The sequence below is a fragment of the Cupriavidus oxalaticus genome, assembly GCF_038900635.1.
GTDB classification, from domain to species: Bacteria; Pseudomonadota; Gammaproteobacteria; order Burkholderiales; family Burkholderiaceae; genus Cupriavidus; species Cupriavidus oxalaticus_B.
This window is the reverse complement of sequence record NZ_JAYMRX010000011.1, coordinates 1-25,522: the sequence shown is the minus strand read 5'-3', so window position 1 is coordinate 25,522 and position 25,522 is coordinate 1. Positions and strand designations below refer to the sequence as shown.

General features: G+C 62.7%; 18 protein-coding genes. 11 read left to right on the top strand and 7 right to left on the bottom strand.

Annotation, left to right across the window (positions count from 1 at the left end; all coding sequences use genetic code 11):
- Positions 1 to 5 precede the first annotated feature (5 nt).
- Positions 6 to 1,043: an AraC family transcriptional regulator ligand-binding domain-containing protein gene (locus VSR71_RS18395; protein WP_342915281.1), complete on the bottom strand. Its 1,038-nt coding sequence runs from the start codon at positions 1,041 to 1,043 to the stop codon at positions 6 to 8.
- 266 nt (positions 1,044 to 1,309) lie between these two features.
- Positions 1,310 to 2,962 (bottom strand): methyl-accepting chemotaxis protein, encoded by a 1,653-nt coding sequence (locus VSR71_RS18390; RefSeq protein ID WP_342915280.1) that lies wholly within the window; start codon positions 2,960 to 2,962, stop codon positions 1,310 to 1,312.
- A gap of 368 nt (positions 2,963 to 3,330) precedes the next feature.
- On the opposite strand from VSR71_RS18390, the gene VSR71_RS18385 reads away from it, so the two are divergent.
- Positions 3,331 to 4,392 (top strand): porin, encoded by a 1,062-nt coding sequence (locus tag VSR71_RS18385; protein ID WP_428979429.1) that lies wholly within the window; start codon positions 3,331 to 3,333, stop codon positions 4,390 to 4,392.
- Positions 4,393 to 4,658: 266 nt separating this feature from the next.
- Here the strand turns inward: VSR71_RS18385 and VSR71_RS18380 are convergent, their stop codons facing one another.
- The gene (locus tag VSR71_RS18380) at positions 4,659 to 5,603 is read right to left on the bottom strand and encodes a hypothetical protein (protein WP_342915278.1); all 945 of its coding nucleotides are present in this window, start codon (positions 5,601 to 5,603) and stop codon (positions 4,659 to 4,661) included.
- A gap of 380 nt (positions 5,604 to 5,983) precedes the next feature.
- Here VSR71_RS18380 and VSR71_RS18375 point away from each other — a divergent pair, with 380 nt between their 5' ends.
- From VSR71_RS18375 to VSR71_RS18355, 5 genes are all read left to right on the top strand, one after another.
- A complete protein-coding gene (locus VSR71_RS18375; protein WP_428979428.1) occupies positions 5,984 to 7,195 on the top strand; it encodes an efflux RND transporter periplasmic adaptor subunit in 1,212 nt (403 codons plus the stop codon).
- A 14-nt stretch (positions 7,196 to 7,209) separates the two neighbouring features.
- A complete protein-coding gene (locus VSR71_RS18370; protein ID WP_342915277.1) occupies positions 7,210 to 10,371 on the top strand; it encodes an efflux RND transporter permease subunit in 3,162 nt (1,053 codons plus the stop codon).
- Position 10,372: 1 nt separating this feature from the next.
- Positions 10,373 to 11,830 (top strand): efflux transporter outer membrane subunit, encoded by a 1,458-nt coding sequence (locus tag VSR71_RS18365; RefSeq protein WP_342915276.1) that lies wholly within the window; start codon positions 10,373 to 10,375, stop codon positions 11,828 to 11,830.
- Between the two features lie 150 nt (positions 11,831 to 11,980).
- Entirely contained in the window at positions 11,981 to 12,661 is a 681-nt protein-coding gene (locus VSR71_RS18360; protein WP_342915275.1) for a response regulator transcription factor, read from the top strand.
- Positions 12,654 to 14,024 (top strand): HAMP domain-containing sensor histidine kinase, encoded by a 1,371-nt coding sequence (locus VSR71_RS18355; protein WP_342915274.1) that lies wholly within the window; start codon positions 12,654 to 12,656, stop codon positions 14,022 to 14,024. Before VSR71_RS18360 ends, VSR71_RS18355 begins: the two co-directional genes overlap by 8 nt.
- A 180-nt stretch (positions 14,025 to 14,204) precedes the next feature.
- On the opposite strand, the gene VSR71_RS18350 is transcribed toward VSR71_RS18355, so the two are convergent.
- Genes VSR71_RS18350 through VSR71_RS18340 form a run of 3 tightly spaced genes read right to left on the bottom strand, consistent with a single transcriptional unit; the run spans position 14,205 to position 19,800 of the window.
- Complete coding sequence (locus VSR71_RS18350; RefSeq protein WP_342915273.1) at positions 14,205 to 15,569, bottom strand: TolC family outer membrane protein; 1,365 nt, start codon at positions 15,567 to 15,569, stop codon at positions 14,205 to 14,207.
- 29 nt (positions 15,570 to 15,598) lie between these two features.
- Positions 15,599 to 18,652 carry an efflux RND transporter permease subunit gene (locus tag VSR71_RS18345; RefSeq protein WP_342915272.1) on the bottom strand — a complete coding sequence of 1,018 codons (3,054 nt, stop codon included), beginning with the start codon at positions 18,650 to 18,652 and terminating at the stop codon, positions 15,599 to 15,601.
- On the bottom strand, positions 18,649 to 19,800 hold the full coding sequence (locus VSR71_RS18340; protein WP_342915271.1) for an efflux RND transporter periplasmic adaptor subunit: 1,152 nt from the start codon (positions 19,798 to 19,800) through the stop codon (positions 18,649 to 18,651). Before VSR71_RS18340 ends, VSR71_RS18345 begins: the two co-directional genes overlap by 4 nt.
- Before the next feature lie 325 nt (positions 19,801 to 20,125).
- On the opposite strand from VSR71_RS18340, the gene VSR71_RS18335 reads away from it, so the two are divergent.
- The gene (locus VSR71_RS18335; protein ID WP_342915270.1) at positions 20,126 to 20,839 is read left to right on the top strand and encodes a TetR/AcrR family transcriptional regulator; all 714 of its coding nucleotides are present in this window, start codon (positions 20,126 to 20,128) and stop codon (positions 20,837 to 20,839) included.
- A gap of 9 nt (positions 20,840 to 20,848) precedes the next feature.
- Here the strand turns inward: VSR71_RS18335 and VSR71_RS18330 are convergent, their stop codons facing one another.
- On the bottom strand, positions 20,849 to 21,496 hold the full coding sequence (locus tag VSR71_RS18330) for a TetR/AcrR family transcriptional regulator (RefSeq protein WP_342915269.1): 648 nt from the start codon (positions 21,494 to 21,496) through the stop codon (positions 20,849 to 20,851).
- 298 nt (positions 21,497 to 21,794) lie between these two features.
- Here VSR71_RS18330 and VSR71_RS18325 point away from each other — a divergent pair, with 298 nt between their 5' ends.
- Genes VSR71_RS18325 through VSR71_RS18310 form a run of 4 tightly spaced genes read left to right on the top strand, consistent with a single transcriptional unit; the run spans position 21,795 to position 25,333 of the window.
- Positions 21,795 to 22,442 carry a paraquat-inducible protein A gene (locus tag VSR71_RS18325; RefSeq protein ID WP_342915433.1) on the top strand — a complete coding sequence of 216 codons (648 nt, stop codon included), beginning with the start codon at positions 21,795 to 21,797 and terminating at the stop codon, positions 22,440 to 22,442.
- Entirely contained in the window at positions 22,439 to 23,113 is a 675-nt protein-coding gene (locus tag VSR71_RS18320) for a paraquat-inducible protein A (protein WP_342915268.1), read from the top strand. The genes VSR71_RS18325 and VSR71_RS18320 overlap by 4 nt, the downstream gene beginning before the upstream one ends.
- On the top strand, positions 23,097 to 24,728 hold the full coding sequence (locus VSR71_RS18315; RefSeq protein WP_342915267.1) for an intermembrane transport protein PqiB: 1,632 nt from the start codon (positions 23,097 to 23,099) through the stop codon (positions 24,726 to 24,728). The genes VSR71_RS18320 and VSR71_RS18315 overlap by 17 nt, the downstream gene beginning before the upstream one ends.
- The gene (locus tag VSR71_RS18310; protein ID WP_342915266.1) at positions 24,725 to 25,333 is read left to right on the top strand and encodes a PqiC family protein; all 609 of its coding nucleotides are present in this window, start codon (positions 24,725 to 24,727) and stop codon (positions 25,331 to 25,333) included. The genes VSR71_RS18315 and VSR71_RS18310 overlap by 4 nt, the downstream gene beginning before the upstream one ends.
- Positions 25,334 to 25,522 lie beyond the last annotated feature (189 nt).

The following is a 25,522-nucleotide window of genomic DNA, read 5'->3' as shown; positions in this document are numbered from 1 at the left end:
CGATGTCATTGCAGACCGCGCCAGGCTCTGAATGCCCTGTGCAGTGAAGCACTCTCGCCATATCCCAACAGCGACGCCTGGATCAACAGCGGTATTCCGTCTGCCACGTAGCGTAGTGCCATCTCACGTCTTGCTTCCGCCAGGAGACTGGAGAATCGCAAGCCATGACGTGTCAATGCTCTCTGCAAGCCACGGGGGTGCCAGCCAAGGCAAGAGGACACCGCTGGCAATTTGCAGTACCCCGTGGGCAGGAGATGCAGGATAGCACGAGACACCTGATCGGCCAGGCAAAGCTCCCCGTCAACCGAGAATGAGGCCACGTACTCGGCGAGAGCCTCCCTGATTGCCTTGTTTCGATATGGCTCCGTCAACTCCATGATCCGCCTGTCCACGATCAGGCTGTAGTGATCCCCACCGCGGCCGAGGCGTACAAACGGCTCATGAGTGGCGTTCGCCGGGGCATCACCGGGCATGGCCAGTGACGGTGCCACGGCACTCACGAAGTCTACCTTGCGACCTGCGAGCAGCCTGGCAACCTTGTACGCGGTTGCCAGGAGAAATTCGCCAGCCTGTGCGTACCTGGATGCAGCCTCCATCCGGAACTCCAGTCGGATCTCAGTCGTGTCTCGTTGCTGCCCGGAACATCGCGTCGGGCGTATCCCCGTCACATAGAGGTGGAAGTACCGATCCAGACGTTGGAACGCCTGGCAGACAGTGCAGCCACCGAGGACCATGAAGATCAGCGGACCTAGCGTAAACACGCTTTGGCCGTTCGCCAGGCATTGTCCGAAATCAGCGCAGCCGAGCGATTCCGCGGCCATTTCCAGCAGCAGTGCGAAGGTTTCGAATGGAACGAAGGCACCGGACTTAAGCCATGCATCCTCTTGAATGCCCGCCGCCATCATCAGGTCTCTCGGAGAGCCGCCCAGGCGGGTGACGACGCTGGTGAAGGCTGTCAGGGCACTGGACCGAATGCTAGACATGGTGGTTGGCTGATCGACCTGGCCGTTGCCGGCCTTATTAGTACATTGATGTTCGGCCAAGCATAGACTTCCGCGGCGGCGGATCGGATTACATTTCCGTAACGCGTGCTGCCTGCAACCATTTCAATGCGCGAAGCTGTCAATCAGCCCCGAATCCTGGTTCATCAGCATTCCGATCTTGACGAGGATGAGCATCCGCTCTCCGACCCGGCGCCTTGCGCGCTCGGACGGTCGTTGGGTTGAATCCCGAGCGGAACCGCGTTGTGCGCTTCAACGATCTGCGTCATGATGCGTTCCGACGAAGCTGATGGCCTGGCGTGCCGCATTCACCGTGCGGCCGGTGCCATGGCCCGCTCGGCGCCGGTTGCAACGGCCGGTACCTGCGCTACCTGATAAATCGCTCCGCTTCCGAGCTTGAACACGCTCACCACCTCGGCGAGTCGTGCCGCCTGCTGCCGCAAGCTGTCCGCCGCCGCCGCGCTCTCTTCCACCAGCGCGGCGTTCTGCTGCGTCACCACATCGAGCTGGCTCACAGCATCGTCCACCTGGCCGATGCCTGTCGCTTGTTCAGCGGAGGCGCTGGAGATTTCACCGATCATCTGGGTCATGCGCTGGATCCGCGACACGATCTCGCCCATGGAAATGCCCGCCTCATCCGCCTGACGCGTCCCCGCCATCACCTTCTCGACACTGGCGCCAATCAGAGACTTGATTTCCTTGGCCGCGCTCGCGGAGCGGCCGGCCAGGCTGCGAACCTCGCTGGCCACCACGGCAAAGCCGCGGCCTTGTTCACCAGCACGCGCCGCTTCCACCGCAGCGTTGAGTGCCAGAATATTGGTCTGGAAGGCGATGCCATCGATGACGCCGATGATGTCGGCAATCTTGCTGGACGAAGCCGCAATCTCCTGCATCGTGGAAACCACCGCGCCGACGACTTCACCGCCCTTGACTGCTGCCGCCGACGCCTCGGCGGCCAGTTGATTGGCATGGGCCGCGGTCTCGGCATTGGCCCGTACCGTGCTGGACAATTGCTCCATGGACGCTGCGGTCTGCTCAAGATTGCTGGCCTGCTCTTCGGTCCGCTGGCTCAAGTCTGTATTGCCTGTTGCAATCTGCGCCGAGCCGGTGGCAATGCAGTCGCTGCTGCTGCGTATCTGGATCACCATTTGTGCCAGGCTGTCGCGCATAGATTTCATCGCCGCAAGCAAACTCCTACTGTCACCCGCCGCGACGCGGATATCGGCGCCAAGGTCACCTCTGGCAATTTCGCCTACAACGTTCACGGCGTAGCTGGGCTCCCCGCCAAGCTGGCGCGTGATCGCCCGTGTCACCCAGATCCCCATGGCTGCAGCCAGGAGGATGGCAAGAACGGCGCCCCCGATCGTCACATTGTGGTTTAGTGACCGCATGGCGTCGGCAGCCACAGTGCGCGTGACAAGCAGGTCTCGCTCCGCCTTGTCGAATTCCCCGTCGACCGCCCGGAAGCCATCCATCGCGGCTTTGTCCCTTGCCTTGGTGAATTCAGCGATGAATTCAGGCATCTCCCGCTTTCCGGCAGACACATCCCGGCGAAGCCGAATCAACGAGTTCGCCACCGCCACGAACTCGTCGCTCCTTGCCTTCATGTTATCCAGCCGCATTTGCTGCGCCGGGTTGTCGGAGGTTAAGCGCCTGGCATCTGCCAGCCCGGATTCGAGATCACGCAAGCCCGCGGCCCATGGGGCAAGAAATATGTCTTCACCGGAAATCAGGAAACCTCTGGCCCCGGTTTCCATGTTGATCATGCTCTTGAGCAGCAGATCTGCCTTATCAAGGACCTGATAGGTGTGCGTGTTCCACCGTTCCGCCTCCTCCAGCTTTGCGCTGGTGTAGAGAACGGTTGCGGCAACCCCCAGAAAGAGCGCAATGACGACACTGAACCCAATCGTCAGGCGCCCGGCGACGCTGAGTTGGGAATTGATAAGCGGAGCACTGTTCATGGAACCTTCTCAATCATATTTGGAAGATGTGTCTTGAACAGGTTATCGGAGGGGGGGTCAGGACATTGATGTGTCAATTTGCGACACACAACCTTCTCTGCGCGCCAGGTCGCTTGACCTTGGCCCGCGACAACTGGGCGGCGAGCGCGTTAGACCGCAGGTCGCCCGGCTCGAGCTCAGCCACAACCACAGCCATAGCCACGGCCAGACTGTGAACGGAGACCATGTCGCTGAGCAAGGATTGGTGCAACCCGTCCCCGGTGCACCGTAACTGTTTCGTAATCGAACCGAAAGATGGCGCTCTCTATACTGCGCGGGATTTTTGGTGGCATTTAGTTCAATAAACAAGTAGGGGAAACAAAGTGGGAATTAAATCGGGCTTGACTTCGGCGGCTCTCCTGGCAATCGCGTCTGGTACATCATTCGCACAATCCAGTGTTACGCTTTACGGCGTGACCGATGTTGGCATCGAATACCTGTCGAACGCACCCACCGCCAACGGCGGCAAAAACCTGGCGCGCATGTCATCCGGAAATCTGTCGACCTCACGATGGGGAATTCGCGGTCTGGAAGACCTGGGCGCCGGCCTGAAGGCAATCTTCCAGCTCGAAAGCGGCATTTCCGTGGATTCGGGATTGAACAACGGCGGCAGCAGGCTATTCGACCGCGCCGCCTTTGTCGGCCTTTCCAGCGAAAAGTACGGTACCTTGAAGCTTGGCCGACAAACCACTCCGATGTACGACTTGTCGGAGCAACTCGATCCAATGGCGATTTCTGTGCGCTACTCGCTGTACAGCAGCGATCCCATTGTCGCTGGGCGCGCCGATAACGCGGTAAAGTACAACATCTCGTTCGGTGGCCTGACTGCCGCGGCGCTTTATAGTTTCGGCAGAACGGGCGCGGGAGAGGTGCCAGGTGATTTCCGGATCGACCGGAATATCGGAGGCTCGCTCTCTTATCAAACTGGGGCGCTTTCTGCCGGCCTGGTCTACGATGAATTCCAGGGCAGCACGATTGCGACACAGGATAAGAAAGATCGCCGCCTGCTGGTCGGTGGCACGTACGATTTTGGCACAATGAAGGCATTCGCCGGGTACCGCTGGCTGAACGGCAGCGCCAATGGCAACGTACGCTCAAACCTGTACTATGCAGGACTACGCTACGTCGCGACCGGCGCGCTGTCGCTTACCGGAGCCGCATACTACACCGACACACGTCAGTCGAACGCTGATCCACTGATGCTTGTGGCGTCGGCCGACTATGCATTTTCAAAGCGTACTGATGCATACCTGACCCTCGGATACGTCAGAAACAAGGGCGGGTCGCAGCTTGGCGTGAACGGTTTCAACGCGGCCAGTGGTAGCCCAACGAGTGTCTGGCCAGGCTCCAATCAAACCGGTGCGGTGCTCGGTATCCGACACAGATTCTGACGCAAGTGTTATCGACACTCCTGCAACCTGCAGGGGTCTTCTACGGCCATCGCCATTCCGCGATGGCCTTTTTTGAATGACAGATTCAATAATCGTCCAGCGGACGATAAGTCAGAAGCATTCTTGTAGAATTACCGGAGCAGATTGCCAACCATCTTCGGGATAGGTCGCATCGTCGCCCCGGCCCAGTGTGTGGCTGGCCTGTTCCAGCCGGATCAGATCGGCGTCTACCTCGGTACGGGAAAGTGGTGCCGGGAGACTGCCCCTCAGGCGCGCGCACGCCGGACCATACTAGCCGCCAGCAGCACAATCAGTCCCACCGCGAACAGCGGCCCCGCCCTGACCACAGCGACGGCATGCATCGCGCCTATCTCCCACGAAGCTATCACCCAGGCCACCACGCCGAAGGCCAGCCAGCTGTCATCCACGAAAAGTCCCATCACTTCCTCGGCCACATGCGCGAGGAGGCCCCGCGTGGGCGGACGTTCGCCGGGGGCTGAGATCGGCAGCGCCGAGGACGTCCTGCGCAGACGCCTGCAGAGATGAACCATGGCCAGCGCAACGACGCCGAAGACGCCGATCAGTGCCAGGATCGCCCAGTCTTCACCCGGCCACGACAGGCCAATACCCTCGCCTGCCCAGAAGGTGCCGAAAGCAGCGAGCATGACACCGACGCCAAACTTGAGGCCATTCTCCGGGACATTCGCCAGCGGTCGATGCAGCCACACGCCGAGCGCCACCACCACAAGCAACGCAAGGCCGGCACCAATGGACGCGGGAAGGATCACGCGGCCGCTCGCGCCAATCGCAATGACGATGAACACCACCTCGATCCCTTCGAGCATCACGATCTTGAAGGCGGTCGCGAATGCCACCGCATCGATCGCCCTGCCGGATGCTCCGGTGTGCCGGCGCAAGGCTTCGGTCTCCGCGGTGAACACCTGATCTTCATCGTGCATCGGCAAGATGCCCGCCGCCCGTAGCACTGCCTTGCGCAACCAGCGCAGGCCGAACAGCAGCAACAGCGTGCCAACGACCAGTTGGGCCACCGGCAGCGGAATCCTGGCGAGCGCGGGGCCAGCAACTGCAACCAATAGCATCAGGGCGGCCAGCGAGGCTGCAGTCCCCAGCAGCGCCGAGCGCCAGCCGCGGACGGTACCAACCGCCAGCACGATGGTGAGTGCCTCCACGAACTCGACCAGCGAGGCCATGAATGCTGCAAGTATCGAAGATCCTGCCGAAGTCCATTCAGGCATGTCCCGCTCCAGTTCTTCAGGGTGACAAGGTTCGCTCGCTGGCGCATGCGGTGCTCTCCAGCGAAGCAATTTCAGACCAAAGGCTGCATTTTTGCGGTGGTGCTGCGCCGGGGCGAGTTCCGGCCGGCGTCCTTCGCATGCGACGGCGTGGATTTTAGTCAGTGCAGGGGCGTGCAAAGCTGTCGATTCGATTACGGATTTGTCATCCTCGCTTTCCCCCGGACATTAACAATTGTTAATGAACCGCCAACCCAGTCTTAATTCGCGATCGCGCAGAGTGCAACCACCCGCTCTTCACAAACTACTGGGATCGAGCCTTGATAAATTCGCACAACATACTTCGGCGCAGTGCCTGCCTGCCTGTCACGCTGGCAGTCCTCGCGATCGCGGGCTGCGGTCCCGCAAAGCCAGCGCGTCCAAAGTCAGCGACTCCGGAAGTCACGGTGGTCACGGCCAAGCGGACCAGCGTCCCGGTTTCGGTGGAGCTTCCCGGCCGCACCTCCGCCTACCTCATTGCACAGGTGCGGGCCCGTGTTGACGGCATCGTGCAAAAGCGCAGCTTCCAGGAAGGCGCGGACGTCAAGGCGAACCAGACCCTCTACCAGATCGATCCGGCTCAGTATCGCGCCGCCCTGAACAGCGCGTTGGCGACACTGCAGAAGGCGGAAGCGAATCTCGCCACCACGACCGCACAGGCGGAGCGTTACCAGACCCTCGTTGCCGGCAACGCGATCAGCAAACAGGCTTATGACAACGCGATCGCGGCCCGGAAGCAGGCCGCCGCCGATGTTGCCGCCAGCAAGGCTGCCGTCGAGATGGCAAGGCTCAACCTGGGATATACCGACGTCGTAGCGCCGATCGCCGGTCGCAGCGGTATTTCGCAGGTCACCCAGGGCGCCTATGTGCAAGGCAGCGCGGCAACGCTGATGACCACGATCCAGCAGATCGATCCGATCTACGTAGACCTCAACCAGGCAAGCGTCGCCGGTTTGCAGCTTCGACGCGACGTCGCCAGCGGACAGGTAAAGCTGCACGGCCTGGACCAGGCCAGGGTGACGCTCAGGCTGGAGGATGGCACGCAGTATCCGCTGACCGGCAAGCTCGAATTCAGCGGCGTTACGGTCGACCCGGCCACCGGCTCGGTGACAGTGCGCGCGATCTTCCCGAATCCGAACAATGTCCTGCTCCCCGGCATGTTCGTGCGCGCCCGCCTCGAGCAAGGCGTGAATGACAACGCATTCCTGGTGCCAGTCCCTGGCGTCGGTCATAACCCGCAGGGGCAGGCCACCGCGCTGGTTGTCGGCCCTGATAACAAGGTTGTCCAACGCACGATCCAGGCGCAAAGCACGCTCGGTGACAAGTGGATTGTCACCGGAGGCCTGAACGATGGCGAACGGATCATCGTGGCCGGTGGCCAGAAAGTGCAACCCGGGATGCTGGTACAGGCAGTCGAAGCGCAAGGCCAGACGGCGCAGGCCGCGGCAAAAACAGACACCGGCGGGGCGTCGGCAACGCGCCAGACTCCCGTGCTCGCGCAGGAAAGATAAGGGCGGACACAGACATGGCACGATTCTTCATCGACCGCCCCATCTTCGCGATCGTCCTCTCCCTGCTCATCATGCTGGCGGGGGGACTGGCCATCCAGTCGCTGCCAATCGAGCAGTTTCCGCCAGTGGCGCCGCCCTCGGTACAGATCAGCACGACATATCCCGGGGCTTCCGCGACGACCGTGCAAAACACAGTGGTCCAGGTGATCGAACAGCAGATGAGCGGGATCGACAACCTGCTCTACATGTCCTCGACCAGCGACGATACCGGCCAGTCGACTACGACGCTCACCTTCGCCAGCGGTGCAGACCCGAACATCGCCCAGGTGCAGGTGCAGAACAAGCTGCAACTGGCCGTGCCGTTGCTGCCGGCCCAGGTCCAGCAGTCGGGTGTGCGCGTCACCAAATCGACCAACGCATTCCTGATGGTGATCGGCTTCGTGTCGGCTGACAACAGCATGAGCAAGTTCGACATCGCCAACTACGTTGTCTCCAATGTCCAGGATCCGATCAGCCGGATCAATGGCGTCGGCAACTTGAACGTGTTCGGTACGCAGTACGCGATGCGGATCTGGCTCGACCCGAACAGGCTCAATAGCTACGCCCTCACCCCGACTGACGTCACTGCGGCGCTGCAAAGCCAGAACGTGCAGATCTCCGGAGGCCAGCTCGGCGGTACACCGGCCGTGCAGAACCAGCAGCTGAGCGCAACGATCACGGAAGCGACGCTGCTGCGCACGAGCGAGGATTTCGGCAAGGTATTGCTCAAGGTGCTGCCCGACGGCTCGCAGGTAAGATTGCGTGACGTCGCCCGCATCAATCTCGGTGCTGAGAGCTTCAACGTCGATAACAAGTACAGCGGCCAGCCCGCCTCCGGCATTGGCATCCAGCTCGCGCCGGGCGGCAACGCGCTGGTCACCGCCGCGGCGATACGCGCCCGCATCAAGGAGCTGGAACCGTATTTCCCGCATGGGCTGAAGGTGGTCTACCCGAACGACGTCACGCCCTTCGTCAAGATCTCGATCGAAGAAGTGGTCAAGACCCTGCTGGAAGGCATCGTCCTGGTGTTCCTGGTGATGTACCTGTTCCTGCAGAATTTCCGCGCCACATTGATCCCGTCGATCACGGTGCCGGTGGTCTTGCTGGGAACGTTCGGCGTGATGTCGGCGCTTGGCTTCACCATCAACACGTTGTCGATGTTCGGCCTGGTGCTCGCCATCGGCCTGCTGGTGGACGATGCCATCGTGGTGGTGGAGAACGTCGAGCGCGTGATGCACGAGGAAGGACTGTCGCCGCTTGAGGCAACCCGCAAGGCGATGGGGCAGATCAGCAGTGCGCTGATCGGCGTGGCGATGGTGCTGAGCGCGGTGTTCGTGCCGGTGGCGTTCTCCAGCGGCACGGTCGGCGGGATCTACCGCCAGTTCTCCCTCACGATCGTTTCGTCGATGCTGCTGTCGGTGTTCGTTGCGCTCTCGCTCACGCCCGCCTTGTGCGCCATGCTGCTGAAGCCACCGCGCGAGGATCATGGCGAGAAGAAGGGATTCTTTGGCTGGTTCAACCGCACCTTCGACAAGGGCCGGGACAAATATGTGCATGGCGTACGGCACGTCGCAGCGCGCTCCGGACGCTGGCTGATCATCTACGCGGCGATCGTGGCTGCCGTGGGCATCATGTTTGTCAAGCTGCCAACCTCGTTCCTGCCGAACGAGGACCAGGGCTTCATGTTCGTGCAGGTCCAGACACCGCCTGGCGCCACGCAGGCGCGCACCGGCGCGGTACTCGACGAGGTCAGCAATTACCTGCTGAAGGATGAAGCGGCGATGGTCGAGGCCACCTTCATGGTCAATGGCTTCAACAATGCCGGCCGCGGCCAGAGCCAGGGCCAGTTGTTCGTCCGCTTCAAGGACTGGGGCCAGCGAAACAGTCCCGAGCTGTCCGCCAAGGCCTTGTCCGAGCGCATCGTCAAGCGCTATGCCACCTACAAGGATGCGATCATTTTCCCCGTCAGCCCACCGCCGATCCGCGGCCTGGGCGTTGCCGCGGGCTTTGACTTCGAACTCGAGGATCGCGGCGGGCTCGGTCATGAGGCGCTGGCGAAGGCGCGCGACCAGCTCCTCGCGCTGGCCAAACAGGATCCGGACCTGGCACAGGTGCGCTTCAACGGGCAACAGGACAACCCGACTTTCAAGGTAAATATCGATCGCGAGAAAGCCGCCGCGCTCGGCGTCAGCCTCAGCGACGTCGACCAGACCTTCTCGACTGCCTGGGGCTCGCGCTACGTCAACAATTTCCTCGATACCGACGGACGCATCAAGAAGGTATATGTGCAGGCCGATGCGCCATATCGCATGAATCCCGACGACATCAATCTGCTCTATGTGCGCAACAGCGGCGGCACCATGGTGCCCTTCTCCGCGTTCGCGACATCTGCATGGACCTACGGCCCGCCGGTGCTGCAGCGCTACAACGGCGTCGAAGCCATGGCGATCCAGGGCCAGGCCGCGCCGGGCAAGAGCTCCGGACAGGCAATGCTGGCGATGGAGCGGCTCGCACGGCAACTGCCCCCGGGTATCGGCTTCGAGTGGACGGGTACCTCGCTCGAGCAGCAGCAATCGAGCTCGCAGGCCCCCCTGCTGTACGGGTTGTCGATCCTGGTGGTATTCCTGAGCCTGGCCGCCCTGTATGAGAGCTGGTCGATCCCGGTCTCCGTCATCATGGTGGTGCCGCTCGGCATCCTGGGCGCGCTCGGGGCCACGGCATTGATGGGCTTGTCCAACGATGTGTACTTCCAGGTCGGGCTGCTGACCACCATCGGCCTGTCGGCAAAGAACGCCATCCTTGTCGTCGAATTCGCGCGCGAGCGTCACGCCGAGGGCCTCACCGCGCTCCAGGCGGCCATTGCAGCGGCACACATGCGCATGCGGCCGATCGTGATGACCTCGATGGCGTTCGTGCTTGGCGTGCTGCCGCTCGCGCTTGCACGCGGCGCCGGGTCAGCCAGCCAGAACGCAATCGGCACCGGGGTGATAGGCGGGATGTTGACCGCCACCTTTGTTGCGACATTTCTGATCCCGATGTTTTATGTCGTAGTCAGCAACAGGCTTGGCAAAAAGAAACCGGTCGAGCCCGCCGCATCCGCGATGGCTGCGGCTGACCAGAGCACCGGAGGACACTGACATGAAGCGATACACGGGCGTCGCCAGTGCGCTACTCGTAACCCTTGCCACCGGCTGCTCGCTGCAGCCCGTGTACCAGCGACCGGCAGCGCCGGTGGCAGCCGCGTTTCCCGCGGGCGAGGCCTACAAGACCGCGTCCGCCAGTACCGGCAGTACAACGCTGCCGGCTGCGGACATCGGCTGGCGTGACTTCCTTGCCGATCCTCGCCTGCAGCGGCTGGTTGAACTCGCACTGCAGAACAACCGGGATTTGCGCGTCGCGGCGCTGAACGTCGAGAAAGTCCAGGCGCAATACCGCGTCCAGCATGCGGCCATGTTTCCACAGGTAAACGCCGGCGCGAGCGCTTCGGCCACGGGCACGTCGACCGGCAGTTCAGGCTCCGGCGCGAACACCTCCCGCAACTATTCGGTGGGTGTTTCGGCGTCGTGGGAGATTGATTTCTTCGGCCGCTTGCGCAGCCTCTCCGATGCGGCGTTCGAGCAGTACCTGGCCAGTGTCTACGCGCGCCAGGCGATCGAGATCCTGCTGGTATCCGAAATCGCGGATCAGTACCTCACCATGCTCGCCTACGACGAGCAACTCGCGGTGACGCGAAGCACCCTGGAAACCGCGCAGGCAGCCTACAAGATCGTGAAACTGCAATTCGACACAGGCACCGCGTCCGAACTGGACCTGCGACTGTCGGAAACCACCGTCGAACAGGCACAGGCAAATTACGCCGCTCAGGTCCGGCTGCGCGCCCAGGCCGAGAATGCGCTGGTACTGCTGGTCGGCCAGCCGCTGCCGGCCGACCAGCCCCCGCCGGTCAGGCTCGGCGCCCAGCCGATCCTCACCGATATTCCGGCCGGACTGCCCTCTGATCTGCTGCAGCGCCGCCCCGACATCCTGCAGGCCGAGGCCGTCCTGCGCTCTGAGAATGCGAACATAGGCGCCGCGCGTGCGGCTTTCTTTCCGCGCATCTCGCTCACCGGCACCCTGGGTACGGCCAGCGCGGCGCTTGGCGGCTTGTTTGCAGGCGGGTCCAGCGCATGGTCCTTCATACCCTCCCTGGTCATGCCGATCTTTACGGCCGGCGCGAACCAGGCCAACCTGGATGTCGCTACTGTCCAGAAGGACATCGGCATCGCGCAATACGAGAAGGCGGTCCAGACCGCTTTCCGGGAGGTTGCCGACGGCCTGGCGGCGCGCGGCACCTATGACGATCAGCTGGCGGCGCAGCAGCGCTACACCGATACCCAGCAGCGCCGGCTGGAGCTGGCCAACATGCTCTACACGAGCGGCACCGACAGTTACCTGAGCGTACTGACCGCGCAGACCGACTTGTACAACGCGCAACTGGCGCTGGTCACGACACGCCTGAACCGCCTGACCAGTCTTGTCGGCCTGTACCGCTCGCTCGGTGGCGGCTGGATCCAGCGCACCGGCGATGCACCGCGGCGGGCAGGAGGTGCCTCATAATCCCGGAATTGTGAGCATCGGCGGTCGGATCACCCCAGGGCTGGCAACCGGATCACACTGTGCCTAATATTTCATCAGTTTATACCTGGAGACCAGATATTGCGCGGAGGCGAAGTCCTTCGCAATCGCAATGGCAAAACCGGATTCATCATGAAACTACTAATCGTCGAGGACAACGAGCGCGTCGCCCAGTTCCTCAAGAAAGGACTGAGCGAGGCGGGACACACCGCGGATCACGCCGACAACGGGCGCGACGGCATGTTCTTCGCCGCAAGCGAGCCTTATGACGCGATCATCATGGATCGGATGTTGCCAGGCGGCATTGATGGCCTGGCGATCATCGAGGCGTTACGCAAGACCGGAAGCAAGGTCCCTATCCTGATCCTGAGCGCCCTAACCGATGTGGATGATCGCATCCGGGGTCTCAAGAGCGGCGGGGACGACTACCTTGTCAAGCCCTTCGCCTTTGGCGAACTGCTGGCGCGCCTGGACGCCCTCCTGCGGCGTTCACAGGAGGGTCGGGCCGAGACCACGCTGACGCTGGGCGACCTCTCCATGGACCTGCTTGCCCATAAGGTAACGCGGGCGGGCAAAGCCGTCGCGCTCCAACCGCGTGAATTCAAGCTGCTCGAATACCTGATGCGCCACGCCAACCAGGTAGTAACACGAACCATGCTGCTGGAAAACGTATGGGACTATCACTTTGACCCGCAGACCAATGTCATCGACGTCCACGTCAGCAAGCTGCGCCAGAAGATCGATGACGGCAGCGGACGGCAACTGCTGCGGACCATTCGCAACGCCGGCTACATGCTGACGGCAGATGATTAAACGCTTGCGCTTTTCTGCGCTGAATGTGGGACTCGGTTATATCGCCGTGAGCCTGGTCGTCCTCGGCCTGTTCGCTACACCGCTCTTATACGCCTGGCACAACACCATCGAGCAAAGTCGAACCGAGGTGCTACAGGCCGATGCGCAGAATATGGTGAACCTCTTTGCCAGGCAGGGCGCCGATGCCCTGGCAACGGCAATTCAAATGCGAGTGGGCGGGGAACTCGAGGACGTCGAGAATACAGTCATTCTGTTCGCCGATCCGGCACTGACGAAACTCGCCGGCAATCTGCCGGCCTGGCCCCGCGAGGTTTCAGCATCGACAGGCGTGCATGCAGCGTCAATTCAAGTACACAACCGAGTGATAAGAGCTGTGCTGTTGCACAAAGTACTTCCCGGCGGGTATCACCTATTGTTGGGGCGGGACGTCAGCCGGTTCGAAAAGCTCGAAGCGTTGTTCATGTCCGGATTGGTGGGCGCCGCCTGCATGCTTTTGCTGCTTGGCGTAGCGGGAGGGTTACTGGTCCGCCGCACGCTACTCTCGAAGGTGCACGACATCAACCAGGCAGCCGCGGCCATCATGCAGGGAAACCTCGCGCACCGGTTGCCTGCTTACGGCGGTGAAAGCGAACTCAACACGCTCGTAGAGACCGAAAACCGAATGCTCGATCAGATCGAGCACCTGGTTGAGGGCATCCGAAACGTGTCAAATGCGATCGCGCATGACCTGCGCACACCGCTGGCGGAATTGCGAGCCCGCCTGGAAGAATTGTCGGTGACCCGGCCTCGTCCGGAACAAACCTTCGCCGAGATCGACACCGCCATCGCCGACGTGGATCGCGTCATGGGCATCTTCAACGCGCTGCTGCGCCTGGCGGAAATCGACTCCGGCACGCGCCGCTCCGGATTCATCGAAGTCGATGCAGCCGCCGTGGCAGGCGAAGCCGCCGAATTCTATCAACCTGTGGCGGAACTCCAGGGGATCGCCCTGTCTTTCCGGTCGTCCGGTCCCCTCCCGCTGGCAGGCGATCCCCTGTTGCTTGCGCAGGCGGTCGGAAACCTGATCGACAACGCGCTCAAGTATGCCCAGAAGAATGGAACGATTTCCGTCGAGGCCTCGCACCGCCCAGATGGAGCGGTCGTCATCGCTGTGACAGACGACGGACCGGGCATTCCCGACGAAGAAAAGCACAAAGTTCTCGAGCGCTTCTACCGCGGCGACGCAAGTCGCAGTACGCCGGGTGTGGGATTGGGGCTCAGTCTCGTCGCCGCCGTCGCAAAGCTGCACGACGGCGCCATTGAGTTAACTGACAATCACCCGGGGTTAAGGGCAATGCTAGTCCTTTCTCCCAGACGCACCTGAGGGCGCGGCGCGCCCGCCCTCAAGCGGCGCGAGCCCTCGCCTGCTTGCTCCATTTTTTGCTGGGTTTGCTCGCTTGGCGATTAATTGCATTTTCTGACCGACAGCCTTGAAGGCATCGCGTTGGCGACGAGATAGCTACCGCTCCAAGTGCTGCAGATCTCCGATCATAGGATTTCGCGATCAGGATGCGAGCCAGGCATTCAGCGAGCGCAAGGTTTCCTCGCTCAGCTCGCCCGCCGCGGCAGCAAGACGCAGACGGCCAAGCAGGTAGTCCAGGCGTGCCTGGACCACGTCAAGCTCGGCGGCGAACACGCGCTGCTGCGCGTCCAGCACGTCGGGTTCCGTACGGGTGCCGACGTCCCGGCCAAGCGTCGTCGCCGCGAGCGCGCTGCGCGCTGAAGTCAGCGACTGCTCGAGTGCGGCGACGCGCGACACGCCCGTTTTCACCGAGAGAAATCCGTCCTGCACCTTCAGGCGCACGTCTCGCCGCGCGGCGGCAACCTCCTGCGCCGCCTGGCTCTTCCTCGCAACGGATTCACGCTCGCGCGAATCCAGGCCGCCGCCCGCGTAAAGCGGAATGTTGAGCTGCAAGCCAACCGTCGCGGTTCGGGTGTTGCTGGCTGCAATCCAGGGAGCCAGATTGCCGGTTTGCCCTTGTGCGCCATAACGTGCCACCAGCGCGACAGTCGGGCGGCTGCTGACGCGGTACTTGTCGATCTCCGCGCCGGCAATGTCGAGCTCCGATTGCCTGGTCTTGACGAGGTAGCTCTGTTCTTCGCCCCTTGCCTGCCACGCCGCGAGATCGTCTGGTTCCGGCGGCCTCGGCGAGAAACCGGGTGCCAGCGCGTTGAGCTGATCGGGCGGCATGCCGATCGTTTCCTGGAATCGCGTGCGTCGTTGTTCCAGCGCGGACTGCGCCGTGACTTCGCGACTCTCTACACCATCCAGGCGCGCCTGGGCCTCATGAAGATCGGTGATCTTGCCCTGGCCGACGTCGAAGCGCGCCTTGGCGCGGTCGCGTTGCTGGCGCAGGGCCGCCTTCTCGGCTCGCACCACACGGAGCGTTTCCTCGCCCAACACCACGCCGAAGTATGCCTCGGCCACCCGCAAGGCCAGTTCCTGGCGAGACTGATCGAACTGCGTCTGCGCCAGGTTTGATTGCTCGCGGAACTGCTTTTTCGTGGCGACCGCGGCCCTGTCGTACAGCGGCTGAACCAGCACCACGCCGGCCTGCCGCGACGTTCCCGAACTATCGCTGGATACCAATGGCGCGACGTCGGCCGGCGGGTTGCCTGACGAACGATTGTTGATCCTGTCCAGCGTCGCCTGGAGGCTTACGCGGGGACGCAGCAAGGCATCGCCTTGCACTGCCCTCTCCCGCCCCGCCGTGAGCGCATCGTTTGCAGCGAGGCTCGTCGGATCATGCGCCAATGCCTGCTGATAGGCCGTCACGACATCGATAGCGCCCGACTCTCCGGCGTTCAGGAACAGCACGCAGCCCAATGCCACCTGCCCGGCCCGCAGGGCCATACTCAATCTTTTCATCGAAATCACTCTCATCGTCACATTGGCGATCAGACGGTCGCAGGACGCTTGGCCCGGTACCAGGTCGCATACAGGGCGGGAAGGAAGACGAGGGTCAGCACCGTGGCAACAGCGAGCCCGCCCATGATTGCCCACGCCATCGGACCCCAGAACACGGAATGGGTAAGCGGCACCATCGCCAGGATCGCGGCCAGGGCAGTCAGCACGATCGGGCGTAGCCGTCGCACCGCCGCCTCGACGATGGCCGTCCACAACGGGACACCCGTGGCCACGTCCTGGTCGATCTGCACTACCAGGATCACCGAGTTGCGGATGATCATCCCGGCGAGGGCGATAACGCCCAACATGGCGACAAAACCAAATGGAATCCGGAACGCGGCCATGATGATGCTGACACCGATCAGCCCGAGCGGCGCTGTCAGCAAGACCATCGCCATCTTTCTCATATCCTGCAGTTGGAACATCAGCAGCAGGAGCACCGCGATGATCGTCACGGGCATCACCGCAAAAACAGAAGCCTGGGCCTTCGCACTCGATTCGTAAGCGCCACCGATCTCGATGCCATAGCCGAGCGGAAGTTCTCTTTCCAGTGCGTCGATCCTCGGCTGCAGTGCACGCGTGACGTCGGGTGCCTGCGCCCCGGCAATATCGGCACGGACCGTCAGCGTTGGCACGCGGTTACGCCGCCACAGCTCGCTGTCCTCGCTGTCAAGCGTAAGTCGGGCAACCTGCGAGACCGGCACGAACTTGCCGTCGCGAACGTAGATCTTTGCGTCCTTCAGGTTGTTCAGGTCCGTGCGTTCCGCGGCGACGAGGCGCGAGACCACGTCGATACCCTGGTCTTCCTCGCGGTACTGGGTAATTGGCGTGCCCGACAGCGAAGCCTCAAGTGCCTCCTTGATCTGGCCGGAGCTGACACCCAGTGCACGCGCCTTGTCCTGGTCGACGTCGACCTGCAGACGCTTGACGCGTTCGCCCCAGTCCTGGTTGACCTGGCGCACGTGCGGCTCTTCGCGCATGATCGCGGCCAGTTTCTGCCCGATTGCGCGCACTTTGGCGTTGTCCTGCCCGAACACGCGGAACTGCACCGGGTAACCGACCGGCGGACCGTTCTCAAGTCGATTGACGCGGCCGCGCACATTGGGGAATTTCTCGTCGAACAGCTTCTCGAGCTTCTCTTTCACCCGCTCCCGCGCTTCGCCGCCCTTCGTCATCACCAGCATCTCGCCCAGATTCAGATTGGGCGTCTGCACGTCGAGGGGCAGGTAGAATCGCGGCGTACCGTTGCCGACAAAGCTGGTCACCGCCGCAATGTCCGGATCGCCCTTGAGCAGGCCTTCCAGCTTCTGGACCTCGCGTTGACTCGCCTCGAACGTGGAAGCCTTCGGCATCCACAGGTCCACGATGAGTTCGGGCCGGTCAGACGCCGGAAAGAACTGCTGAGGTATTGCCTTGAACAGCAACAGTGAGCCGATGAAAGCGGCGACCGTAATGCCGAGTACCCACACGCGCTGCTGCAGGCAGAAGTCGATGAATCGGCGGAACTTGACATAGAAGCCGCGCTGGTAGACCGCGTCCTCGTCATGCGACGCGTGCGCATGCTCCTTCAGCAGCTTGAAGCCGATGTACGGTGTAAAGAGGACGGCCACGATCCATGACAGCACCAGCGAAATGCCCACCACCTGGAACAGGGAGTACACATATTCGCCCGTTCCCGACTTCGCAAAACCGACCGGGAGAAAACCCGCCGCCGTAATCAGCGTCCCGGTGAGCATCGGGAAAGCCGTGGCGGTGTAGGCGTATGTGGCGGCGCGGAACTTGTCCCAGCCCTGCTCCAGCTTCAGCGCCATCATCTCGACGGCAATGATGGCGTCGTCCACCAACAGTCCGAGCGCAATGATCAACGCGCCCAGCGAGATGCGCTGCAGCTCGATGCCCATCACGTACATCGCCAGGAAGGTCATGGCCAGCACGAGCGGAATGCTGAGCGCGACCACCAGTCCGGTGCGCAAGCCCAGCGACAGGAAGCTGACGACGAGCACAATGATCACGGCCTCGGCCAGACTCTTCTTGAACTCGAAAACGGAATGCTCGACGATACGCGGCTGGTCGCTGACGGCGTGGATCTGCACGCCCACCGGCAAGTTGGACTCGATGCGCTGGATCGTTTCGTCCAGCTTTGCGCCAAGGCGAATCACGTCGCCGCCCTTGCGCATGCTCACCGCCAGTCCGATCGCCTCGTTGCCGTTGAAGCGCATCCTCGAGGTGGCGGGCTCCACAAAGCCCCGGCGGACGTCGGCGATATCGCCAAGACGGAAGGCACGCTGGCCGGCACGGATACCGATGGCGCGAATTTTCTCGACCGAGTCAAACTCGCCACTGACAGCCAGCCGCACTTGTTCCGCCGACGTTTGCACCGTACCGCCGGAGGTCACGGCATTGGTTTGTGCGAGCGTCGATGCGATCAGTGCCGGGTCGATCCCCAGCGAGGCCAGCTTGGCGGTGGAGACTTCGACATAGATCTTCTGTTCCTGCTTGCCTACCAGGTCGACCTTGTTGACGTCATTGACACGAAGGAACTCATTACGCGCGGCATCCGCAATCCGTCTCAGGTCGTCATAGTCGAAGCCATCGCCCGTGATCGCATAGAGATTACCGAACGTGTCTCCGAACTCGTCATTGAAGAACGGGCCCTGCGTACCCTGGGGCAAGGTATGCCGGATGTCGCCCATCTTCTTGCGGACCTGGTACCACACATCCGGCACGGCCTCCGGTGGAACATTCTCGCGCAGGTTGACCTTGACCTGCGTTTCGCCCGGTTTCACATAGGTGGACGTATAGTCGATCTCCGCGACCTCTTGCAGCTTGCGTTCGATCTTGTCGGTGACCTGGTCGGCCATCTGCTGCGCGGAGCTGCCCGGCCAGTACGCCTGCACAACCATGGTCTTGATCGTGAACTCGGGGTCCTCCTTCTGGCCCAGCCTGCCGTATGCCAGCGCGCCGGCCACTGACAACAGCAACAGCAGGAACGCGACCATCTGCTGGTGCTTCAGTGCCCATTCGGACAGGTTGATACCTTTCACTTCGCACCTCCCGCCCTGGCGACCGCTACCGTCTCGGCCACCTTCACCTGCTGGCCAGCCTGCAGCATGTGCACACCGGCACTGACCACGGTTTCTCCGCCCGCCAGCCCCTCAACCACGATGACGCTGTCGTTCTGCGCCGCGCCCAGCCTGACTTCACGTGCGATCACCCGCGACGTCTTCGGGTCGACCACCCATATCTGGCGGCCGCGATCGTGATCGACGATGGCGGTCAGCGGCACGCGGACTACGCCACTGCCGTCCACGTCGGGTGCGATCACCGACGCTGTCATGCCCAAGCGCAGCACTTCCGGATCCGCCTCCTGAATGGAGATGCGCGCCGAATACGTCCGGGTGACGCTGTCCGCGTCCGGCGCGAGCTCGCGGACCTTGCCCGTCCAGGACTTGTCCGGCTGCGCCCACACCGTAATCGTCAGTGTCGGTGCCTTGCGCAGTTCGTCGACGCGCGACTCCGGAATGCTGATCGAGACCTCGCGTTCGCCGTCGGCCGCGACGGTGGCGATCGTCTGCCCGGCTGAAACCACCTGGCCAGCTTCCGCGTTGATGGCGCTGACCACGCCATCGCGATCCGCAACGAGCGTGGTAAATCCGCGCATATTGGCATTCAGCTGCTGGCGCGCCTGTGCCGAACGCAGTTGTGCTTCCGCCTGGTTAAGCGCCAGCCGCTGCTGGTCCAGCTCGGCTTGCGAGGCAAAGCTCTGGGCGAGCAGTTGCTCGGTACGCTTGACGTCCACCCGCGCCTGGGCTACCCGGCTTCTTGCCGCATCAGCCTCCGCGCCCGCCGCGGCTACCTGCAACGCTTCTTGCGTGGGATCGAGCTGGAACAACGGCTGGCCGCGCTTGACATGACTCCCGACTTCCACCATGCGCGCGACGATCTTGCCGGCGGTGCGGAATCCCAACTGGCTTTCGTAACGCGCACGAATCTCGCCTGAGTAGGTCGCACCGACCGACCCGGCGGTGCGGCCCGCGACCACTGTCCGCACCGGCCTGACGTCCTTGCGTTCGGGCTCCGGACCCGGTGTGCATGCGGCCAGATGTGCCGCGATGATGGTAAGAGCTGCCGCTCGAAGGTTCCTGTTCAATTTCTGCGCTCCGCTAAGGTCCGTCCCGCGCCTGCCAGTCATCGGCGTTCCACGTCACCGAGCCTCCGTGACTCGTGCTGGCGTCATTGACGGCAGGCCTGTTCGGGCTTTCGCCCGCTCTGAGAGCTCGAAGTCTACGTCATAATGACTTACTTGTCATGATGACGTACAATTTATTTTAGTGTGTGAGGACGGGTCGACTTCGAGGTCCCGGACCGCATGCGACCAAGAAAGCACGTGCACCGGAAGGATGTGGTGCGCAACGACAATGGCTATACGCCGAGTGATGCGAGGGCATAGGCCGAAGACGCCGGAGGACCGGCGCGCGGCATCGTCGACGCATCAACCATGAGGAGAGAACAGATCAATGACCCCGATGCAGACGCGATTCGCAGCGGAAACAGAGCCGTGGAAGCCGGGCGACCACCGTCAGCGCGTTGCGGCAAAGCGGCGGCAGCGTATGCGCTCGCTGTTGCTGAACAGTGCGATGCGCCTGATGCTGGAGAACAGCGCCGCGACGCCGTCCATCGACGACATCATTTCGGCAGCCCGGGTTTCACGCGGAACGTTCTACAAATACTTTCCGTCGTCCGACGCGATCATGCGGGAGCTTGTCGGCAAGATCGCCGAACAGTGGGTGCGGGCGGCCGACCCCATTGTGCGCGACCATGACGACCCGGCCGAGCACATCGCCAGGGGCATCCGGCTGGCGTCGGTTCTGACGGTACACCAGCCGGGTGTGGCTGGCATCCTTGGCCGGCTCGGATGGGCGGGCTACCACGCGCCGAATATGCTGGAGTTTGTCCGCAGGGACATAGAGGAAGGCGTTCGTCGCAATCGCTTCAAGCGCATGCCGATCGCCCTGGGCTTCAATATCGTTGCCGGCGCCGCAATGAGCGCCATGCAGAGCATGCTTGATACCGAAGGTCGCGAAGATTTTTCGGAGCTCGCCGCTGCCGTGGCATTGCGCGCCCTGGGCGTGGAGGAATCAGCGGCCGATGCGATATCCAGGTCGCCACTGCATGCGAGCGAGGCGCTGTTCGACGGCTTGCTCGCGCAAACGATCAGCGATGTGCCGTAGCGCTGGCTGCTAGCTGGAGGGCTCGGCCCTGGCGGCGAGCTTCTCCTGGGCCTTTTCGAGCAAGGATTCCGGCGGCGCCACAAGCTTTGGCAAAGGCGTGGAGGTCAACCGTACCGCACTCGCCGCAGGCACGCCGAGCGACCGCAACACCGCCCGGACAATCCGTTCGGGATAATCCCTTGGTGTTCGTCCCTTGGCCATGCGGTGAACGGCGATCAGCCCCGCACCGGCCACCATGTCCGTTGCCACGTCGGCCGCCGTCTCGTCAAACGTGCCCGCCTTCAGGCCTTCCTTGATATCCGTGGGCAGGTATTCGTACACGGCAGCACTCTTGCTGCCGACCAGCAGCAGGCCCGTACCGGAAAGGAACTGCGCCACGACAGGATAGGAGCGCGCCAGGTGCAGGTATAAGCGAATCCCCGTTGCAACCCGCAACGCCGGGTCTTCGATATCGCCGACCACGCCCTCGATCATTTGCACCATGTCGTGACTGAGCGCGTCGCCGACAGCCGCCAGCAGATCCTCGTTAGTCCGGAAGTAGTTGTAGAAAGAACCTTGCGAGACGCCAGCTGACGCGATGACTTCCGGGATCACGCTGGCTCCGACACCCCTTTGCGCAAATACGATCATTGCGCTTTCAATGAGACGGTTGCGCATCCGTTCACGACGTTCTGCGGCAACGCGGGGGCGATGGTCTTTGGGATCAGCGGCGGCAGGCATCTTCAGTTAGAGGACCTTATGTGACGCGGCGATTATAGCAATACGCTGCTTCAACGCGCCCGTGCCGTTCTTATAACATACACGATGTCATGATGACACTACAGTCATTATGTGGAAGAATACGGAACTCGCGAAAAATTCCGATGCGCGCACGCGCTGCTTGCCTCACGCAACGAGGCCGATCATTTTCCCCAGGACCCCTGTGCATCAGAACCACGCCTCGCTGCCAGTTGCCATGCAGGATCCGGACAAGCTGGTGGCCTGCGAGCATTGCGACGCACTCCATACGCGCGCGGTGCTGACACCGGACGAACGCGCCACGTGCCTGCGCTGCGGCGGCGCGCTGTATCGCGACAGTTCGCGAGCCTATCGGCGCTTGCTGCCGCTCGTGGTGGCAGCCTTGATCCTGCTTCTGATTTCTAACGCGTACTCCATTGTCGCCATGGACCTCAAGGGCTCGCGCATGGAGACCACGCTATGGGGCGCGGTACAGGCACTCTGCGCGGACGACATGGTGCCGGTGGCGATGCTCGTGTTCGCCACGACCATCCTGTTTCCGCTGGCCGAGTTGCTGATGATGTGCTACCTGCTCGTACCGATGGCGCGGCGCCGCACGCCACCCGGGTTCGAGCGCATCTTGCGCGGCATTTGCCGGACGCGGCCGTGGGGCATGATCGAAGTGTTCATGATCGGCGTGCTGGTGACGCTGGTGAAGCTGTCGACCATTGCGCAGGTGGTGCCTGGCGTCGCACTCTGGTCGTTCAGCGCCCTGGTGGTCGTACTGGCCGTCATCCTCTCGTTCGACCCGCGTGAACTCTGGCACCACCTCGATGTGCAAGATGCGGATGACGTACCGCCCTGCCCGCGGGATACCGCGTCATGACCGCGCCTCGGTCGCCCCACCCTACCGCCACCTCGCGCGGACTGCTGTTGTGCCACACGTGCGACCGGCTCAGTCCGATGACGCTCGACGCCGAACCGTGTCCGCGCTGCGGCACCGTACTGCATCATCGCAAGCCGGCCAGCCTGGCGCGCGCCTGGGCTTTCCTGCTGGCAGCCTACCTCTTGTACATCCCGGCAAATCTTCTGCCGATCATGGTGACGCAGTCAATTTTCGGCACGCAGCACGACACCATCATGTCCGGCGTGATCTATCTGTGGTTGTCCGGCTCATACATGCTGGCGATCGTGGTGCTGATCGCCAGCATCGTCGTCCCGTTGCTGAAGCTGATGATCCTGACCTTGCTGCTGCTGTCGGTGCGCCGCGGATCGACCTGGCGCATCCGCGAACAGACCCGGCTCTACACCCTGGTCGAAGTCATCGGCCGGTGGTCCATGCTCGATATCTTCGTGGTGGCATTGCTGGCATCGCTGGTGCGTGCAGGGGCGCTGGCCACGATTGCGCCCGGTGCCGGAGCCCTGGCCTTTGCCTCGGTTGTCGTACTGACCATGCTCGCGTCACTGAGCTTTGATCCCCGCCTGCTGTGGGATGCGCTCGAGACGTCGCCCTCCCCCATCGAATTGCAACACTCCGACAATGCCCGAACACGCTAACCATCCTCCACCCAACGATATACCGCCGCCAGGACGCAAGCGCCGCGCGCGCTGGCTACCTTCCCTCGTCTGGGTAATCCCGATCGTTGCGGCGGTGGTCGGACTCTCGCTGCTGGTCAGCACGCTTGCGTCGCGCGGGCCCGAGATCACGGTCACATTCCGCACTGCCGAAGGCCTGACGCCAGGCAAGACCGCCGTGCGCTACAAGGACGTCGATATCGGACTGGTCAAGACGGCACGGCTGGCAGCGGACCGTTCGCATGTGATCGCGACGATTGCGCTGACCAGGGACGCCAAAAGCTTCGCCGTGGCCGACACACGGTTCTGGGTGGTACGGCCCCGCTTTGCCATGAGCGGCGTGTCGGGACTGGAGACGCTGTTGTCGGGCGCATATATCGGCGTGGATGCCGGCAAGTCGGGCGAGACGAGGCGCAGCTTCACCGGGCTCGAAAATCCGCCGGTCATCACCACCGACGCAACCGGCAGGCAGTTCGTGCTGCGTGCGCAGGACCTGGGCTCGCTCGACATCGGCTCGCCGGTCTACTATCGTCGCGTGCGGGTCGGCCATGTGGTGGCGTACCAGCTCGAACCGAACGGCCGCGACATCACGCTGCGGGTCTTCGTCAACAAGCCCTATGACAAGCTCGTTTCCGCCGATACGCGCTTCTGGCACGCCAGCGGTGTCGACCTCAAGCTCGACGCGAACGGACTGAAGCTGTCCACGCAGTCGCTGGCAACCGTGATGCTTGGCGGCGTAGCCTTCCAGGCCCCGGAGCACTCCACCGCGCATGCCGCGGCCGCCGAGAACACCGAGTACCTGCTGGCGGCGGACCAGTCCGAAGCCATGAAGGAACCGGACGAGCTCGCGCCCGCGCTGGCAGTGCTCAACTTCGATCAGTCCGTGCGCGGCCTGTCGCCCGGTGCGCCGGTCGATTTCCGCGGCGTGACCGTCGGGCAGGTGCGCTCGATTGGCATCGAATACCAGCGTGACAAGAAGGCCTTTCGCATGCCAGTGGTGGTGGAGCTCTATCCGTCTCGCATGGGCCTGCGCGAGAAGGACGTGGCTGACGACATGCGCAAGCGCGCCATCGTGCAAAGCATGGTGCAGCGCGGCATGCGTGCGCAGCTGCGCACCGGCAACCTGCTGACCGGCCAGATGTATGTGGCACTCGATTTCTTTCCGAAAGCGTCCTCGCCGGTTGACGTGGACCTGAACGCGTCGGTGCCTGAACTGCCCACCACACCGGGCACCTTCGATGAACTGCAGGCCAAGCTTGGCGACATCGTCACCAAGATCGGCAAGGTGCCGTTCGACCAGATCGGGCAGGACGCGCGCACGGCGATGGTGTCGATGAACAAGATGCTGGTCAAGGCGGACAAGCTCGTGGCACAGGTCAATGGCGACGTGGCACCACAGGTGGTCGCTGCGCTGCAGGATATGCGCCGCACGCTCGACACGGCCAATGGGGCGCTGGCGCCCGATGCATCGCTGCAACAGGATACGCGCCGGATGATGCAGGAACTCACGCAGACAGCCGTCTCGCTGCGCATGCTCACCGATTATCTCGAGCGGCATCCCGAAGCGCTCCTGCAAGGCAAGAGGGAAGAGAAATGATGAAACGCCTGACGATGGTTCTTACGCTGGCCGCCGCGGCCATGATGATGATGAACGGCTGCGCGTCGCCCGAGGCGCGCTACTACACGCTGGCGGCCAATCGCTCCGACGCCGCGCCGCCCGTGACCGGGCGAGCCAGCCGTAGCGGCGACCCGTTATGGATCGAAGTCACGCCGGTGCGCGTGCCGGAGCGCCTGAACCGCATTCAGCTGGTGGTGCGTGACGGCAACAGCGGTGGCCTCAAGCTGTCCGACACCTCGCGCTGGACCTCACCATTACCCAACGAACTGCGCGATGCGCTGTCGCAGCAACTGCAAGCTAGCCTCGATGCGGTGGATGTCTACCAGCGCGGCCTGTCGGCAAGGCAGCCGGCATTCCGCGTGACGACCGATGTGGTAGCCCTCGACGCCGACGTGGGCAAGCGGGCAGCGGCGACAATCGCCTGGACCGTGCGGCGGCTGCCGGACGGCAAGGTCCTGAGCGGCCGCACCGAAGCGGAGGTGCCTGCGCCCGGGCAGGTGGAGGGCGTGGTGAAGGCGTATCGGGAGATCCTCGCGGCCACCGCGGCCGATATTGCAGTTGGCGTGCAATCGCTTGACCGCTAGACGTGAAACGCTTCGCACCGGCTGCCACCGCGCCACATGTCGCTGCTACCGGTTCCAGCTAAGGATGGTGTTCAAAACTCATGCGACTTCGGGTACGCATGAAGAATGTTTCCAGCGACAATGGGCGCATGAAACAAACTGACCTTGGCCTGGACCTGAGCAATCGCCGCACGCGCAAGCGCGTGTTTC

Coding starts and splice junctions, on each gene's coding strand:
- VSR71_RS18390 (WP_342915280.1), bottom strand. CDS start 2,962: ATGAACAGTGCTCCGCTTATCAATTCCCAACTCAGCGTCGCCGGGCGC.
- VSR71_RS18380 (WP_342915278.1), bottom strand. CDS start 5,603: ATGGCCTCGCTGGTCGAGTTCGTGGAGGCACTCACCATCGTGCTGGCG.
- VSR71_RS18370 (WP_342915277.1), top strand. CDS start 7,210: ATGGCACGATTCTTCATCGACCGCCCCATCTTCGCGATCGTCCTCTCC.
- VSR71_RS18365 (WP_342915276.1), top strand. CDS start 10,373: ATGAAGCGATACACGGGCGTCGCCAGTGCGCTACTCGTAACCCTTGCC.
- VSR71_RS18360 (WP_342915275.1), top strand. CDS start 11,981: ATGAAACTACTAATCGTCGAGGACAACGAGCGCGTCGCCCAGTTCCTC.
- VSR71_RS18355 (WP_342915274.1), top strand. CDS start 12,654: ATGATTAAACGCTTGCGCTTTTCTGCGCTGAATGTGGGACTCGGTTAT.
- VSR71_RS18350 (WP_342915273.1), bottom strand. CDS start 15,569: ATGAAAAGATTGAGTATGGCCCTGCGGGCCGGGCAGGTGGCATTGGGC.
- VSR71_RS18340 (WP_342915271.1), bottom strand. CDS start 19,800: ATGACTGGCAGGCGCGGGACGGACCTTAGCGGAGCGCAGAAATTGAAC.
- VSR71_RS18335 (WP_342915270.1), top strand. CDS start 20,126: ATGACCCCGATGCAGACGCGATTCGCAGCGGAAACAGAGCCGTGGAAG.
- VSR71_RS18330 (WP_342915269.1), bottom strand. CDS start 21,496: ATGCGCAACCGTCTCATTGAAAGCGCAATGATCGTATTTGCGCAAAGG.
- VSR71_RS18325 (WP_342915433.1), top strand. CDS start 21,795: ATGCAGGATCCGGACAAGCTGGTGGCCTGCGAGCATTGCGACGCACTC.
- VSR71_RS18320 (WP_342915268.1), top strand. CDS start 22,439: ATGACCGCGCCTCGGTCGCCCCACCCTACCGCCACCTCGCGCGGACTG.
- VSR71_RS18315 (WP_342915267.1), top strand. CDS start 23,097: ATGCCCGAACACGCTAACCATCCTCCACCCAACGATATACCGCCGCCA.
- VSR71_RS18310 (WP_342915266.1), top strand. CDS start 24,725: ATGATGAAACGCCTGACGATGGTTCTTACGCTGGCCGCCGCGGCCATG.